The organism is Flavobacterium sp. 245, assembly GCF_004362055.1.
Lineage (GTDB): Bacteria > Bacteroidota > Bacteroidia > Flavobacteriales > Flavobacteriaceae > Flavobacterium.
Genome location: NZ_SNXB01000012.1, coordinates 100,710 through 115,584 on the forward strand (window position 1 = coordinate 100,710; position 14,875 = coordinate 115,584).

13 protein-coding genes are annotated in these 14,875 nt (G+C 38.6%); 5 read left to right on the top strand and 8 right to left on the bottom strand.

Features of this window, described 5'->3' with window-relative positions:
- Nucleotides 1-22 precede the first annotated feature (22 nt).
- From EV145_RS19480 to EV145_RS19500, 5 genes are all read right to left on the bottom strand, one after another.
- Complete coding sequence (locus EV145_RS19480; protein WP_133526859.1) at nt 23-2,434, bottom strand: TonB-dependent receptor domain-containing protein; 2,412 nt, start codon at nt 2,432-2,434, stop codon at nt 23-25.
- A gap of 62 nt (nt 2,435-2,496) precedes the next feature.
- Nucleotides 2,497-3,762 carry a sensor histidine kinase gene (locus EV145_RS19485; protein ID WP_133526860.1) on the bottom strand — a complete coding sequence of 422 codons (1,266 nt, stop codon included), beginning with the start codon at nt 3,760-3,762 and terminating at the stop codon, nt 2,497-2,499.
- Complete coding sequence (locus EV145_RS19490; protein ID WP_133526861.1) at nt 3,752-4,432, bottom strand: response regulator transcription factor; 681 nt, start codon at nt 4,430-4,432, stop codon at nt 3,752-3,754. The genes EV145_RS19485 and EV145_RS19490 overlap by 11 nt, the downstream gene beginning before the upstream one ends.
- A gap of 68 nt (nt 4,433-4,500) precedes the next feature.
- Nucleotides 4,501-5,262 carry a phosphatase PAP2 family protein gene (locus EV145_RS19495; protein ID WP_133526862.1) on the bottom strand — a complete coding sequence of 254 codons (762 nt, stop codon included), beginning with the start codon at nt 5,260-5,262 and terminating at the stop codon, nt 4,501-4,503.
- Between the two features lie 177 nt (nt 5,263-5,439).
- Complete coding sequence (locus tag EV145_RS19500; RefSeq protein WP_133526863.1) at nt 5,440-5,847, bottom strand: helix-turn-helix domain-containing protein; 408 nt, start codon at nt 5,845-5,847, stop codon at nt 5,440-5,442.
- A 179-nt stretch (nt 5,848-6,026) separates the two neighbouring features.
- Here EV145_RS19500 and EV145_RS19505 point away from each other — a divergent pair, with 179 nt between their 5' ends.
- The 5 genes from EV145_RS19505 to EV145_RS19525 all read left to right on the top strand — a co-directional run bounded on the left by EV145_RS19505 (nt 6,027) and on the right by EV145_RS19525 (nt 10,818).
- Nucleotides 6,027-6,596, top strand: coding sequence for a hypothetical protein (locus EV145_RS19505; protein ID WP_133526864.1), 570 nt, complete (start codon nt 6,027-6,029; stop codon nt 6,594-6,596).
- A 33-nt stretch (nt 6,597-6,629) separates the two neighbouring features.
- The gene (locus EV145_RS19510) at nt 6,630-8,246 is read left to right on the top strand and encodes a hypothetical protein (protein ID WP_133526865.1); all 1,617 of its coding nucleotides are present in this window, start codon (nt 6,630-6,632) and stop codon (nt 8,244-8,246) included.
- A gap of 30 nt (nt 8,247-8,276) precedes the next feature.
- The gene (locus tag EV145_RS19515; RefSeq protein WP_133526866.1) at nt 8,277-8,627 is read left to right on the top strand and encodes a hypothetical protein; all 351 of its coding nucleotides are present in this window, start codon (nt 8,277-8,279) and stop codon (nt 8,625-8,627) included.
- Nucleotides 8,628-8,891: 264 nt separating this feature from the next.
- Nucleotides 8,892-9,161, top strand: coding sequence for a hypothetical protein (locus tag EV145_RS19520; RefSeq protein WP_133526867.1), 270 nt, complete (start codon nt 8,892-8,894; stop codon nt 9,159-9,161).
- A gap of 4 nt (nt 9,162-9,165) precedes the next feature.
- Complete coding sequence (locus tag EV145_RS19525; RefSeq protein WP_133526868.1) at nt 9,166-10,818, top strand: recombinase family protein; 1,653 nt, start codon at nt 9,166-9,168, stop codon at nt 10,816-10,818.
- Between the two features lie 189 nt (nt 10,819-11,007).
- Here the strand turns inward: EV145_RS19525 and mobC are convergent, their stop codons facing one another.
- The 3 genes from mobC to EV145_RS19540 are packed head-to-tail and all read right to left on the bottom strand — an operon-like array spanning nt 11,008 to nt 14,669.
- Nucleotides 11,008-12,984: a conjugal transfer protein MobC gene (gene mobC, locus EV145_RS19530; protein ID WP_133526869.1), complete on the bottom strand. Its 1,977-nt coding sequence runs from the start codon at nt 12,982-12,984 to the stop codon at nt 11,008-11,010.
- A gap of 30 nt (nt 12,985-13,014) precedes the next feature.
- Complete coding sequence (locus EV145_RS19535; protein WP_243739292.1) at nt 13,015-14,310, bottom strand: relaxase/mobilization nuclease domain-containing protein; 1,296 nt, start codon at nt 14,308-14,310, stop codon at nt 13,015-13,017.
- Nucleotides 14,277-14,669: a plasmid mobilization protein gene (locus EV145_RS19540; protein ID WP_133526871.1), complete on the bottom strand. Its 393-nt coding sequence runs from the start codon at nt 14,667-14,669 to the stop codon at nt 14,277-14,279. The genes EV145_RS19535 and EV145_RS19540 overlap by 34 nt, the downstream gene beginning before the upstream one ends.
- Nucleotides 14,670-14,875 lie beyond the last annotated feature (206 nt).

The following is a 14,875-nucleotide window of genomic DNA, read 5'->3' on the forward strand; positions in this document are numbered from 1 at the left end:
AATTTTGGTTTTTATTGGGAAATCAGAATTTATAACTGTAGCCAAAGCGAACTACCTGTGTCTCATAATAATCCCTGCTGGTGTAGCGAAAACCCTCACCCTGAATTTCTTTTTTGATGATCAGCGTATTGAAGATGTCGGTGGCATTTAAAAATACTTCGCCTTTTCCTTTCTGCACCATCTTTTTTACACCGAGATCTGTAGAAAAGCGTGAATCAATTTTTCCTTGTGGAATAATATCGGGTGCCAGGTAAACCATTGAAACCTGTCCGGTAAGAGTTTTATTAAATTGAAAAGTATTGTTCCATTTTACATTTCCCGAAGTTGCTTCCTGCAGACTTGCGTTATAGGTTGACGGAACGGGATATAAATTGGTTACCGTAAAAGCGTCAATCGTATTTTTATATAAATTACCATTCAGATTAAAAGAATACCACGAGGTGAGCTCTTTGGCAAAGACAAGCTCAATGCCAAAAGAAGAACTTTCCATGGCATTTTGGAATACATTATAAATGATTGGGCTGCCGGGAACCGTTGTTGCAATTCGGGTAATGGTACCGTTTACCACCCTGTAATAAAGTGAACCTAAAAAATAGCCTTTCTTAAAATCGGTTTTATACCCCACTTCAAAGGCACTTGTGTACTGGGGACGAAGGGCAGGATTTCCTACTTTAATAATTTCAGCATCATCGTATTTAGGAAAAATACGAATATCGACTTCATTAGGCCTGTCAACGCGGCGGTTGTAAAAAGCGGTAAGTTTATTTTGATCATCTATCTTGTAGGCAAGCTTAACACTCGGAAAAGGTTCTGTATAATTGTAACCGTCACTTTTATAGACAGGGTGGTCAGGATTGACCTCATACTTTAGCTGCACATATTCATAACGCAGTCCGAGCTCTGCTTCAATTCTTTCTGTTTCATAAATATAGCTCCCATAAACAGCAGGTATGATTTCTTTATAGGTGGCCCATCCTCCGGCATTGGCATCGATAGGGGAGTTTTCGCCGGGAAAAAACTGCATATTGGTAGGAATTTGGCGGTTTCTAAATTTTAGGCCCGTTTCAAAACGACCGTATTTTAAAGGCTGGATATAATCTAAATTCAGATCGATTACTTTTTCATCTGACAGTAACTTAAAAGCATCTTTCCCGGTAGAAGCTGGCAGAATATTGTCAAAGAAATACTTTTCATCTTCCTGATGATAGGTGTAATTTATACCGGCATTTAATCTGCGTCCTGCTTGTGTGAATTTATGCTGATAAGAAGCGCTCGCCATCACGGTTGTTTTTAGTTCATCTTCTAAAAATTGCCATAAGCGCAAACGCTCAGAATAATCCGCATTAAAAAAAGGCTCATCACCATGATCTATGATTTTTTCGCTTCCAAATAATCCGGAAAATGAAAAAGTGTTTTTGTCACTATAATTCCAGTCGAGTCCGGTTTTAATAGTGGTGAAATGCGTATCGCGATTTCGCTTGGTTTGCTGATTAATTATAGTGCCGTCATCATAGGTCCTGGTTACAAACTCATTTTTATTCAGAGTTTCGGTATACAAATAATCGGCTTGTAAATACGTGTTTACTTTGTTTTTTCTGTAATTTAAAGACAGGCTCGGATTGATTTTTGGCGTCATGTGATATTGATCCCTGATAGTGGGAAGATTCGCCTGACGCTCCCACAATGCGCCATAACCCGAACTGATTCCTATTTTTCCATTCAGGCCATCCTGCTTATTTTTTTTATAGACGATATTGATGATTCCGGCATTTCCGTTTGCATCATATTTAGAAGAAGGATTATTGATGATTTCAATTTTTTCGATAGCAGAAGCAGGGATATTATCCAGTCCCGACTGGTTTCCAAATCCTGTCAGCGCAGTTTGCTTGCCGTCAATTAAAATGGTTACTTTATCATTTCCTCTTAACTGTACTTTTCCATTCTGAACCGTAACACCGGGCAAACTCTGCATGGACTGCAGAACTGAACCTCCGCTTTGGGTAATATTATCGGCAACTGCAAACATTTTTTTATCCATTGTTACAGGATTTTTTTGCGTGCCTGAGCTTACAGTTACTTCAGATAAAGTATTGATGTCTTCTTCAAGTTCGACAGCTCCAAGATCCAGATAATCGGAAAGGCTGCCAACAAATAAGGATTGTAATTTCGTTTTAAAACCAATTGAAGTTACCTCCAGCGTAAAATTTCCTGAATTTACTCCTGTTATAGTAAAGCGCCCGTCTTCGCCGCTAACGGTTCCGAAGAAAATTTCAGGATCTTTGGATGATTTTAAAACAACATTGGCATACGGTATCGCAACTTTGGATTTACTATCGGTAATAATTCCCGAAAGGATAACTGTTTTTTTCTGGGCAGATAATTGCATTACGGCTATTAGCAGAAAAGAGAAGAGCAGTAGTGTTTTTGATTTCATTTGTACTATTTAAAAAAGAATAGTACAAAGCTCAAGAGTGATTCTGTAGGAAGTTTGAATTTTTAGAAAATCACCTCAAAAATATGCAGATTATCGGTAAAAGTATACTTAATATCCCAATGGTTGATTTCACAGATTTTTTTGATAATAGCCAGTCCCAGCCCATTTCCCTGTGATGAAGGGTTTACTTTGGAAAAACGGTTAAAGATGCTCTGTGCTCCGAGTGGTGTTTGCTGACCCGTATTGATAAATTTGAGGGAATTGTTTTCTGTAATAATATCAATGACGCCATTTTTTATATTGTGACGAATGGCATTCAGAAATAAATTATTAAGCAGCACTTCTGTCAGGGCAGTATTTCCTTTTGTTGTAATGATATTTATAAAATGTGTATTGATTTTTATATTCTTGGATTGTGCCTGTTCCTTAAAAAAGCCGAGATGTTTATCAATATATTCGCTCAGAACAATAGTATCGCGATCCAGATAACTTTCGTTATCAATTTTAGAAAGTAATAAAAGGTTTTTATTGAGTCTGCTGAGTCTTGAAACATCCTTGTTAAGAGATCCAACTAATTCGGATTGTTCGCGGGTTAAGTCCAACTGCTGGAGCGTGTCTATTTTAGTCTGGAATAAAGCCAACGGGGTCTGGAGCTCATGGGCTGCATTTTCTACAAATTCTCTTTGGCTTTTATAAATAACAGTATTTTTTTCAATTAAGCGGTCCAGACTTTTATTAAGCCTGTCAAATTCATCGATATCTGTTGCAATAAATTCAGGCGCATTGTTTTTATCAATTTCAAACTCCTCAATCTGGCTTAGTGTATTATAAAAAGGCTTCCAGATTTGTGCTGCCGATTTTTTGGATATCCAGATAATCCCTGTCAGCAGGATAATGATGATAAAAAGAAACATGAAAGCAACACTGATCACCATTCCTTCCATTTCTACCAGATTGCGCTTTTCTATGTAAGTATATTTTTTTCCGTTTATTTCTACCGGGGCATAAAGTATGCGAAATGGCTCTTTTTCATTGGCCATAGCTTCAAAAATCATCTCACCAACAATGGAATCTTTGGTCACGCCCATATCGGGCACAATGGTAACATTATGATTGTATTTGTTCCATGCCGCAATGTCACTTGCTTTATAATTGCTATGGCTTTCCTTTACAAAAGCCCCTTTATGAAAAAGAAGTACTTCATCAGTTTCATAAATGTAGAGCCACTGGCAGGTATAATAAAATACCGGCGCTGCTATTAAAAGTATAACAACAGCATAAATAAGAAAACTGTTGGTTGTTTTAAGAAGTAGTTTTTTATTGCTCATTTTCCCATTTGTATCCCAGTCCGTACACCGTTTTTATATAATCGCCGCTGCCGGCCTGAGTTAGTTTCTTTTTAAGATTTTTAATATGGGCATATATAAAATCGTGATTGTCCAGCATATCGGCCATATCACCGGAAAGATGTTCTGCAATAGCCGATTTTGATAATACTTTATTCTCGTTCCCTATTAAAAAGAGCAGTAAATCTAATTCTTTTTTGGTAAGATCTAGTTTTATATCATTTACCGAAACTGTTTTGGAGAAAACTTCGACCACAATTTCATTAAAAATAACACTATTGCTTCCTTTAAAATTCTTACGGCGTATTAGTGCCTGCATGCGAACTAAAAGTTCAGCAAGATGAAAAGGCTTGGTCAGATAATCATCAGCACCGAGGTTAAATCCTTCCAAACGCGTTTCCAGGTTTTCTTTAGCTGATATAATAATTACCCCTTCGGTTTTATTTTTAGCTTTTAGCTCTTTTAAGATATCAAAACCGTCACCATCAGGCAGCATAAGATCCAGCAGGATACAGTCATAATCATAGCTATCAATTTTAGTCAGTGCCAGATCATAGTTTTCGGCTGTTTCGCATTGGATACCGTTCGTTCTAAAGTAGTCTTTGATGCTTTGCGCAATTTCGCGCTCATCTTCAATAATCAAAATTTTCATGCTGCAATTTACAAATGAATTCTGAAGAAAAACTGAATAAAAGGGTTATTAATTAAAATTCAATCATGCTAAAATGTTTTAAAATAGCAGATTGTAAAATTCTTACCATCGTATGACGGGGCTATAAAAGATGTCGATTTATTTTGTTCACCATGAAATAATTTTCTTGAAATATAGGGATTCATCCAGTAGGCAATTTTAGTACTCAGAATTCCAATTCCGGCGCCTGCTGCTACATCTGTAAGCCAGTGCCTGTTGTTGTACATTCGAAATATTCCAGTACCTGCAGCCACTGCATAACCCGCAACGCCATACCATATGGATTGATCCTTATATTCCTGATATAAAAATTCAGCGCCCGCAAAAGCGATAGCGGTATGACCTGAAGGAAATGAATTATTGGAAGATCCATCCGGGCGTTCTACATTAGTAACTGACTTTAAGGCGAAAACAGACCCTACGGTTATAATAGTTGAAGTCGCCAGAATTACAGATCGGTCCCGCATATTGTTTTTCCCTTTGACCCCCAGCGCATTAAGCGCATAAACAGAAACAGCAGGAACATATCTTGAAAAGTCATCTATTGTAACCTTTTTATCAATGTCTTCTGTAAATTCGTCACGTATCTGAAAATTGAAACTTTTTATCTGGCCGCTTTCAGCACCCCAGAAACCATATCCTATCAAAATCCCTGGAATTATAAGCTGTTTGTAATTAAATTGAATGTTTTTAACGGTATCGATTACTGCCGAATCTTTTGGCATAGTATTTTGCCCCAAGGCAAAGCACACAAAAAGCAGTGAAGAAACCGAGAAAATAAATTTTTCCATTAAAAAGATTTTATTTAAAATAGCAAAATTGATTGCGAGTATAAGTTGAATTAAAGTTAATACTATTTTTGAATAATGTAAAATATTTGAATCGTATATATTTTAAACAAAAAAGAGACTCTCTAGAGAGTCTCTTTTTTGAATTAATATTTGCTTTTAAACAATATTCCCAAAGAATTATTTATTGATTAATTTTTCGAGTCTTTGCATCATTTCATCTTTCTCTTTCAGCATACGTTCGTATAATGCAATTTTTTCTTCATGAAGCTGAATCAATTTGTCAATTGGATTAACATTAAATGTGGCACTGCTACCCGTGTTTAAGAAAGCTCCATTATCAAATGTATTCGATATAATATTAATAGCCTGCTCTTCATCAAAATTTTGAAAAGCTTCAACTGGAATTTTTAGAACTGCTGAGATTTGTCTAAGCAGATTATCTTCAATTACATCTTTCTGCTCCAGTATAGAAATTTTCTTCTGATTCCAGTCTTCTCCCAGATCATAAGCTAATGCCTCCTGTTTTATATTAAGCATTTCTCTAAAACGTTTTACGTTTCTTCCCTGATGTATTTTCTGTTCCATAATGATTATCAATTTTCTTAAGGCTCAAAGATAAAGCCATGGGGATTAAAAAATCTGAATTTCAAAGATAAAAAAATATCCCGTAAAATATCCATTTTGTCAGGTATTATATCCATTTATGGAATAGTTTATCCTGTTGAAAGGCAGGAACTTCGCTTTGAATTCTAAATATTTCCGCTATGAAAAAGAATAAAATATCCTTTGGAACTAATTTTTGGTCAGCTTATGAGGCAGGAACTCCATATGATGCTCTGCATGTTTTTTTTGATTTCTCACATCTTGATGAGTATAAACAGATTTTAAGCGAGGTCGCTATATACAGCTACAGGAGGAAGATTTATAAGCAGGATAATCCTTGCCATGTTTTTGTGATTTATACTGCTTTAAGCTCGTTTCTCAAAGTTTGCAACTGTCTGAAAAGAAGAAGCAGGAAATGGCAGGTGAAGGGTTCGGGTGACTACAGTTCAATAGTTCATTTGGCTTCACTAAGTAAAGAAGAGTATAAAAATCCTTTTAAGGTGTTTCAAAAGGCATTTGAAGAAACATCATTAGAGCAGTTTGAATTCTTTCTTTGTGAAATCGTGCACCTTTCATTGTCTTCGCACGAAGGAGAATCGGATTATGATATTATAACTCCTTATGTCCATTTAATCAAAATGCTGGATGCGGGACAGCTTATCATGGAAAGAGGCATTGAAAAGATTAAAAAAGAGAGGCTGTCTGGGGATATTTTATCCCCTGTCGAATAAAACAACCTTTATAAAAACTTCAAAAAACACACTATGAAAACGCTAGAAAAAATTACATTTCCAGAACTCGAAAATGAGTATTTGGAGAATATTCTCAGAGAGCTGGTAAATAAGTATAATATTATCCAGCTGTTTTTTACCAGACAAAGTTCGTCTGCTTTCTCAAGCCTTATTGTGAATCTGGACAGCTGTATGGATGTGCAGAAACTCCAGCAGAGTAAATGGGTTAGAAAAGTTAAAGAAAACTTTCAAATCACCGTATATTTTATCTTTTCTTCAAAGCTTCATCATTATTACTCTTTAGGCGATCCTTTTATTGGATTTTATTGTCGCCAGTCTGCTGTAATCTACGAGAATAAAGAATTTGAAAACTCAATTTTCACACAATGGGAATGGAAAAAATACAAGAAAAGATTTAATGATTACGAAAATAATTTTTATCACGATCATGAGCTTCATAAATGGCAGGTCAAAAATCTCATTTCAGAAAGTGCTTCAAACGCTGTTTTTACTTCTTATTCAAGGCTCGTTGAATATGATCTCCAATACTTGGAAGAACTGTACTTAGGAAGTAAATCTGGCTCTGTGACTATAAATGAGAGAATAGCCAGTCTCTCGGCATATATTCCTGTTATTCAAAGATACTTTGTGAAAAGCTCCAAAGGCAGATATTTTCTTACTGATCTGTTTGAGCAGGCGAAGGAAGCTTCCAGCGATGATGAGGCATTGTATCGTAATGAAATGTTTAAGGCGGTCGGTGAAGCTGAAGAAAATCTCTGCAATCTTATTGGAGACAGATTGAGTGAACTGAAGAAACTAATAAAAAAAGAATATACAGATAAAAAAGAAGTTTTGTGCCAGACCGATAATAAGCCTACAATTTCAGTGCTTGATACAGCTGTTCAAGTATTTTTGCAAAGGGCAGAACCAGAACAGATTTATCTGTTTCATGAGACAACCAGCAATGATAAAATAATTTATTATCTATTGCTTATTGCCGAAAATGCAGGTAATGAAAAATTAAAACTAATTACCGATTGTTTAAAAAACAAGACAGGTGGGAAATGTAATTTTGTTCTAATCAGCCACAGCCGTTACTGGATACAGAATAATCTCTATGAATATCAGAGTTTTTTTGAGAAAATCATAAAAGAAAATTATCTGATTTATTCATCAAATGAGTATCATCCAGAATTTCACTGGGAAGAACCGCACAAACCTTATTACGGGGACCTTCACCTTTTTTATAAATCGGTAGAAAAATGTGCGGAGCAGTTTTCTGCAACAGCCCACAACAATGAGGAAAACTACTGTGGGCTGGGTTGTTTATTCGCACAGTTTTTTCTTTCGTTCTGCAGAACCTATATTTTCGTAAAAACCTATTATATGCCCAATTACTTGTCAAGCAAGACATTGTGGAATTTATGCATTTACGCGGATAATGATATTAAAAAGTACAATTATTTACTTGAGACGTTCTGGACAGAAATATTTCCTTATCTGGATGCAAATAGAACTGTTTCTCATGGATTAACAAGGCTTGACGCAGAAAAGGTTTCTCAGATGGAAATGATTGTCACAAATCTTAGCAACGAACTTCATAAACTGGTAATTGAAGGCGGGCTTTTAAAAATTTATGAGCAGGACTGATTTGGTAAAATTAATTTAAGAATAATGGCTATGGAGACAGATGAAATTAGAAAATTGGAAAAAATCGGAGTGTTAAGCGAAAGGCTGCTTAATACTCTGAAACCAGCCGAGGATAAAAGAGGAATGTATAACGCAGAGATCAGGATATACGATTATTATGAACTTGTTTCCATTATAAGGAATCTGATGAAGCTCTGCATAATCGCTTTAGACAGGGACAGCGCAGAAGTTCCTCCAACAATTCAAAACCAGAATATTGATGTCGGGCTAATACTGGGAGTTGCACTTCAGTTATTTCCGATTGATGAATTTGAACTTATAAACGAAATTAGTGATTTATACCATTGCCAGAAAGGTGAAACTATAGTTGATTCTAAATAGCAAAAAACGTTTCATGTACATATTATGTCCATGAAAATAAGACGAGAGAGCTTTATCTTTGTTTGAATTTAAAAGAACATTCTTGGGCTTTCACAGGTATATTTTACTTATCAAAGCCAGAATATTAACTCATATCTTTACAAATATCCCCACCATATTTTGAACGGGATAAATTAAAAAAAGTGTTTTAAATTTATAGCGCAGAGTGATTGTTGAACAAAAAAGACCAGTGATGGTCTTTTTTTAATGAAGAGGAATTTTATAATGAAAAACGGAGCAACGGATGAGAAGAGAAGAATCACCCGAGGAAAAACTTTTGTAAATTTACAAATTGAAAAACAGGGGGTTAGGTTTGATGAAAGAGAAAGGATTGTTTGTGATGCAGAAAAAAAGCCCAAAACGAATGAAGGGAAATTAACAATTGAAGAATTAAGAAGATGCAGAGGTTTTGAAGAAATTTCAGAATCAGATGGAAATGAAATAATTGAAAGCTTATTTCAATTAGCGATGATAGTTTATAATTTTAAAATGTAAAATTATGGGAATTGAAAGTTTTAAAAAATTTCAAAAAGAGAAATTGGCCCAAAGAGCTGAGGTAAAAGAAATCTGGGGTTATACTAGAGTAAGTTCCAAATTACAGCTGGTAAACAACAGCCTTGAAGAACAGCGTATAGAAATAATACAATTTGCTTCTAAAAATGGATATACACTCAAAAACATACTTGGAGGCACTTACGAAAGCGCATCGGGGGATTTTACCAGAAAAGAGTTTACAAGATTATTAGAAGAGGTTAAAAGCGCAAAGCAGAAACCTTTTGCAATCGCGATAAAATTTATCAGCAGGTTTTCCAGAACGGGAGGCAACGCTATAACTATTGTTCATGAACTGGTGGATAAACTAGGCGTGCATTTAATTGAAACTTCTTCAGGACTGTGTACTAATGATGAATACAGTAAACTTGATATTTACAGCAAGCTTTTAGACGCCAGAAGGGAAAACATGGACAGGCTTGAAAAAACAATTCCAGGCATGAAAGCACTGCTCCGATCAGGAAACTGGCTTGGCAAAGCCCCCAGAGGTTATACAATGAGAGGAAAGAAAGTAGGAGATTATTCTTTAATGCAGGAGAAGCAGTCCATTACGATAAATTTGGAGGGAGAGATTTTAAAAAAAGCTTGGAAATGGAAGCTTGCAGGAGAGAGGGATTTTGTAATAAGAGAGAAACTCGCAAAGCTGAATTTAAATATTACAAAACAATCGCTTGGCTCTATGTGGCGCAATCCTTTTTACTGCGGAATATCGGTTAATGCACTGCTTGAAGAGCCAGTTAAAGGAAACTGGACAGGATTAGTAAGTGAGGAAGATTTTCTGAAAGTTGACGCGATGCTCTCCGAAAGTAAAGTGCCAGTTAAAGAATACTCCAAAAGCAAGATCAATGAGTTCAGACCATTGACAGGTTTTTTAAGATGCGAATGCGGATGCCTTCTCACAAGTTACGTGGTAAGAAAAAAGAATGCGCATTACTATAAATGTCAGAAATGCAGAAATGCCAGTTTTAATGCATTGACCACCTCACATTCAAAAACAGAAGGATTGAATGATTCTTTTGAAAAACTGTTATCAAAATATACATTAAGTTCTCAATTTATAGAACCTTTTAAATTTCAGCTGAATAAACTTTTTGAGATTGTGGAAAATGAAGGCAGGGAAGAGATAAAAGGTCTGCTTGCAAGGAAAAAAGATTTAGAATCGAAAATTGAAAATCTGGATAAACGCTATTTTGACAATCCGAATTTTGGGGATGAAAAATACAATAGATACTCACTTCAGTTTGATATGGAATTAAAGGATGTTGATCTTCAGATTGCCTCAAATAAAAAAATAATATCTAACCACAGCAGACATATTGATAAAGTGGTCGAAAAGGTTACAAATATCAATAAATACTGGAGAGAAGGAGATATTGACAGTAAAATAAGAATCCAGAATTTAGTATTTCCAGAAGGATTGTCAATTAGGGCTGAAAACAGGGAATATCTAACCGGAAGAGTAAACTCTATTTTTGGCTTAGTATCAACGTTTACTGGTATTGACAGAGGTAATAAAAAACAAAAAACCCATCAAAAAGTTGATGGGTTATTCTCTGTAGCGGGAACACGACTCGAGTCTCTATCCTTTAAATCTCATTAAATCATACAAAATCAAACGACAACTAATTAATGCTCCCATTCAAATAAACTAACCACTCCAACCAGCCTCCCTCTTACCGGCTAAAACCATACTAAATAAAGCCTGCCGTATCAAAACACTGCAGGCTTTTTTTTCAATCAATAAACTGCTCCCAGAAAAAAGAACAAATTCCCGCCCGCAGCAAAAACATCACTTCTTTACAATCAGATAAGACAGCGCCGGATCCTGCAGCAGCCGCTGCATCTCGCTATAGATAATATCCTGCACATCGCGCCTAATCTGGCTGAAGTTCTGCTGGATCATAGCATTATCGAGTTTTCTCACCGGAGGTATTTCCTTATAGCTTTCGTCTTCTTTCCCAAGCGCCTCATGGTCGTTTACAATTTCGCAGTGGAAGGTCTTCAGACGGATCCTGCACTGCGGATCATCGGCTGTCATGCCCACAAACTCCCCAGAGCTCAATGAAGAAATCTTCGAAGGCGGAACGGCCGCTTCGAGCTGTCTTGATCTGCTTATCGACGTATCGGAGCTGTTAATGGAAATACTCTCGCGGTCCTGCATGATTTTGCCGAAACGCTCCGAGAGCTGTTTGGCCGTATCCCCTGTCACCTGTCCCGAGATAATATTTCCCGTGATGTTCATAATGACATCGGCCTGCTCGCGTCCGTAATCTTTGCGCAGCTGGCTGAAGTCCTGCACCCCAAGACAGGTGCTTACCTTGTTGCTTCTGGCCGTGGCAATCAGGCTGTCCATATTATTGAGATAAATAGTAGGGAACTCATCAAAAATAAGGCTCGATTTGAGCTTTCCTTTTTTATTGACCAGTTTCACCAGCCGGTTCACATACAGCGATAATACCGCACCGTAAATCTGTATTTTCTGCGGGTTGTTTCCCATGCAGATAATCTTGGGTTCCAACGGATTATTGATATCCAGGGTAAAATCATTTCCAGAGAGCACATAATACAATTGCGGGGAGGACAGCCTGGCCATGGCTACCTTGGCTGAAGCTATCTGTCCTTCCAGCTGCTCCATCGCATCATTGAGATAGGCATTGATAAAAGGGTTGATAAGTACCTCGATCTCCTTGTCTGTGCGCAGCAGCGTAAAGAGACTGTCATAGTCGGCCTGCATGAGCTCGATGACATGCGGCAGGGTACAGAATTCCCCGTCCTTGTAGCGTCTGAGATACCAGATGACAGCCGATAAAAAATTGATCGGTGACTCCACAAAAAAGTCTCCCTGGCGTTTGATCCATTCGCGGTTGAGTCCCATCAGTATGGTTCTGGCAGACTCCGAAGCATCGGTGATGTCTTCCATACTCTGTGGATCCAGCGGATTGCAGCGGTGCATGATGTTATCAAAATTAATAAAATAACATTTGGGCTCAACGGCATACACCTGCTTGTATTTTTCAAAAGTATTGTAGACAATTTTGGAAAGGTCATCGTATTTAAAATCATACACAAACATGCTGAAGCCTTTGGCAATGTGCTGGGTAATGACATGGCGGATGACAAAGTAGGATTTACCCGAACCCGGGGTGCCCAAAACCAAAAGCCCGCGAAACGGATTGATGATATTAATCCAACTTTTTCGAAGCTTGTTTTTTAAATAATACTGCGCCGGCAGGTTGATGGAATATTCATTTTCCAAGAGGCGTTCTTCCTGGGGAAAGGTTTCATTTTCACTGTTGAAAATATCTATGGCAGAGAGCCTGCTGCGGATCAGACGCGAGAGCAGTGTCCCGCCTGAAAGCACCAGCAGAAAGCCTGCCGAAGCTGCCAGCATATAAACAGCTGCAGCATACTGAACCTCAGCAGCCAACAACAGCAACAGCCCGCTTAAAAAGTACAGCAGCAGTCCCAAAACCATCCGGCGAAGTGCCGTGGCAAACTGCAGTTTTTCATCCTTTTTTCCCTTCGCCCCCAGCAGTGAAATCAAAAGCAGTCCGAGCGCCGCGCACTTGGAAATGTAAAAATTTCCAAAGAGTCCTGTACTGTACACCGAACCCAGGATTTTATCTCCCAGCGGCCCAGTAAAATTCAATGCCTTAAAAGCTTCATAACAGTAATAGTAAAAATGCCCAAGCAGCAAAAGGATGCTGATGAGCCTTGTCATATCGAGTATTTTTCTCAGTGCCTGTTCGTTTTCCCCTGTCTGCATGGCGCTAAATTTTAATTATTTTATTTAAAATCAATTCCTGTCCGCAGCACCTTTTCTTCTGCTTTTCCTGCGCCTTGCCTTAAACTTTCCAGCCACATAATCTCCCTGCCATTCGGGCTTGAATAGTTCCTCCAGCACCTTCACCGAAATACCATCTGAAGCGCTTTCCAAAGTGCTTTCCAAAGCAGTTTCTTTCGGCTCTTGAGAAGCCGTCTGCGGGACTATTCCATCCCCTGAAACCTCTGCTGCTTTGGTAGTAGTGCCGCAGCGTTCGAGCATCCCTTTGGCGCTGTAGTTTTTCCCCAGCGCACTGCCGTTCAAAACACATTTGGCGAGATGATCCACATAGGTTATTCCATAAACCTGTCCCCCGGCACTTTTTCGCAAAACCACATCGATACCTTCTTTGTGCAGCTGGGAAACCAGCTTTTCCAGATCCATGTCGCGACGCAGCAAAGCGCCGTCCACAGCGCTTCTGATCCTGTTCTTTTCAAATACCTTCTCACTACTGTTCAGCGCATATCGACGCTCTAAAAAAGCAAGCGTGGGTTTCATCGCAAAATCACTTGCCTTTATAGGAACTCCCGTGGCTTTCCCATCCTTGTCCAGGATGTGGTACACCAGTCCCCCGGTCTTAAAAATCCTCGAATCTTCACTCCCCCTGTCGGCCCTTATATTGTACAGCTGCAGCACGGCATTGAGCTCTGAAAGCGAGCTGTATTTATAATGTAAAAGCACTGCATTAAGCACCCCTGACATGGCTTTTTTAGACTCGGATCTGCCATATAAAACCCTGCCTGCCCAGGCAGGTTTTACAAAAGGAATCTCTTCCATCACCCTGCCCTGCGCCGGCACCAATCTGAACTCTTTTTCGATTTCTTTTCTGGCTTTTTCAGACTGGTTTTTCCCGATGTTCTGCATGTCGATCCGCGAACCGTCATGCCAGACTTTTATGGAGACGAGATGGATGTGTGGATGTCCTGCATCATCATGCCGGTAAACCAGATAAGGCTGCTCCCCGAAGCCTATCTTTTCCATATACGCGCCGGCTATCCGCAGGAGCTTTTCTGTGGAATAATTCTCAGAGGGATGAAAGTTTAAAGAGATGTGCACGCTGTTTCTTTTTACATTACCATTCAGCGCATTCTGATGCAGCAGCCTGCCAAGTTTCATAGCCTGATTCAGGCTTTCGGCCGGGGCAGGATAATTGCCTTCCCCGATACACTCCGCGACACCCTCTTTGACCTTATTTTCGTTGTAGCTCAAAATGCTCCGCACCGAATATCCTGTATTTATGACTGCAACCATTTTTCTGTAATTTTCCATGTCATTTCCTGGATCTGCTCCACCTGGTACAGCAGCCTTTCACGCTGTGCTGCGGTGCTTAAAATCCACTGCCTGAACTCCGGGATCTGCTTTATACCATACAGTTTTTTAACGCTCTGGTTAAAGTTATTTCCAAGGGCCGTGAGCTCCTTTCTCAGACGGATGTATTCGAGCATAAATTCGTCAAGTGATGTATCCCGGTGCCTGACCGTTACAGGCTTATGCAAAAGGCAGTTTCTGAGGTATTCGCTCATCTGCCTGCAGGCTGTCGCTTTGAATCTTCTTTCCAGCGCCGCATATTCGGCAGTGGTAAAGCGCACCGCGGCGATGCGCGTTCTGTTTAAAATTTCTTTTTCCATCTTCTTTCCCATCATCTTTATGTTTTCTTTCCAGTTTCTTTTTTACTTCTTTTCCTTCCGGTTTCACTGCCCCCGAGTTCCGAGCCGGGGCAACCAGATTCGTTTGTTTAACAAACGGACATCTGGCCGACTGCAGGAACGGGGCAGTCTTACAGCAGCTGAATAACAATTATTATAGAAGCCATTTTAATGCTGCTGACAACGAA

Bases quoted from the DNA above. Each gene is read 5' to 3' on its own strand.
- EV145_RS19480 (WP_133526859.1), bottom strand. From the start codon at position 2,434: ATGAAATCAAAAACACTACTGCTCTTCTCTTTTCTGCTAATAGCCGTA.
- EV145_RS19485 (WP_133526860.1), bottom strand. From the start codon at position 3,762: ATGAGCAATAAAAAACTACTTCTTAAAACAACCAACAGTTTTCTTATT.
- EV145_RS19525 (WP_133526868.1), top strand. From the start codon at position 9,166: ATGGGAATTGAAAGTTTTAAAAAATTTCAAAAAGAGAAATTGGCCCAA.
- EV145_RS19540 (WP_133526871.1), bottom strand. From the start codon at position 14,669: ATGGAAAAAGAAATTTTAAACAGAACGCGCATCGCCGCGGTGCGCTTT.
- EV145_RS19490 (WP_133526861.1), bottom strand. From the start codon at position 4,432: ATGAAAATTTTGATTATTGAAGATGAGCGCGAAATTGCGCAAAGCATC.
- EV145_RS19520 (WP_133526867.1), top strand. From the start codon at position 8,892: ATGAAAAACGGAGCAACGGATGAGAAGAGAAGAATCACCCGAGGAAAA.
- EV145_RS19515 (WP_133526866.1), top strand. From the start codon at position 8,277: ATGGAGACAGATGAAATTAGAAAATTGGAAAAAATCGGAGTGTTAAGC.
- mobC (WP_133526869.1), bottom strand. From the start codon at position 12,984: ATGCAGACAGGGGAAAACGAACAGGCACTGAGAAAAATACTCGATATG.
- EV145_RS19535 (WP_243739292.1), bottom strand. From the start codon at position 14,310: ATGGAAAATTACAGAAAAATGGTTGCAGTCATAAATACAGGATATTCG.
- EV145_RS19510 (WP_133526865.1), top strand. From the start codon at position 6,630: ATGAAAACGCTAGAAAAAATTACATTTCCAGAACTCGAAAATGAGTAT.
- EV145_RS19500 (WP_133526863.1), bottom strand. From the start codon at position 5,847: ATGGAACAGAAAATACATCAGGGAAGAAACGTAAAACGTTTTAGAGAA.
- EV145_RS19505 (WP_133526864.1), top strand. From the start codon at position 6,027: ATGAAAAAGAATAAAATATCCTTTGGAACTAATTTTTGGTCAGCTTAT.
- EV145_RS19495 (WP_133526862.1), bottom strand. From the start codon at position 5,262: ATGGAAAAATTTATTTTCTCGGTTTCTTCACTGCTTTTTGTGTGCTTT.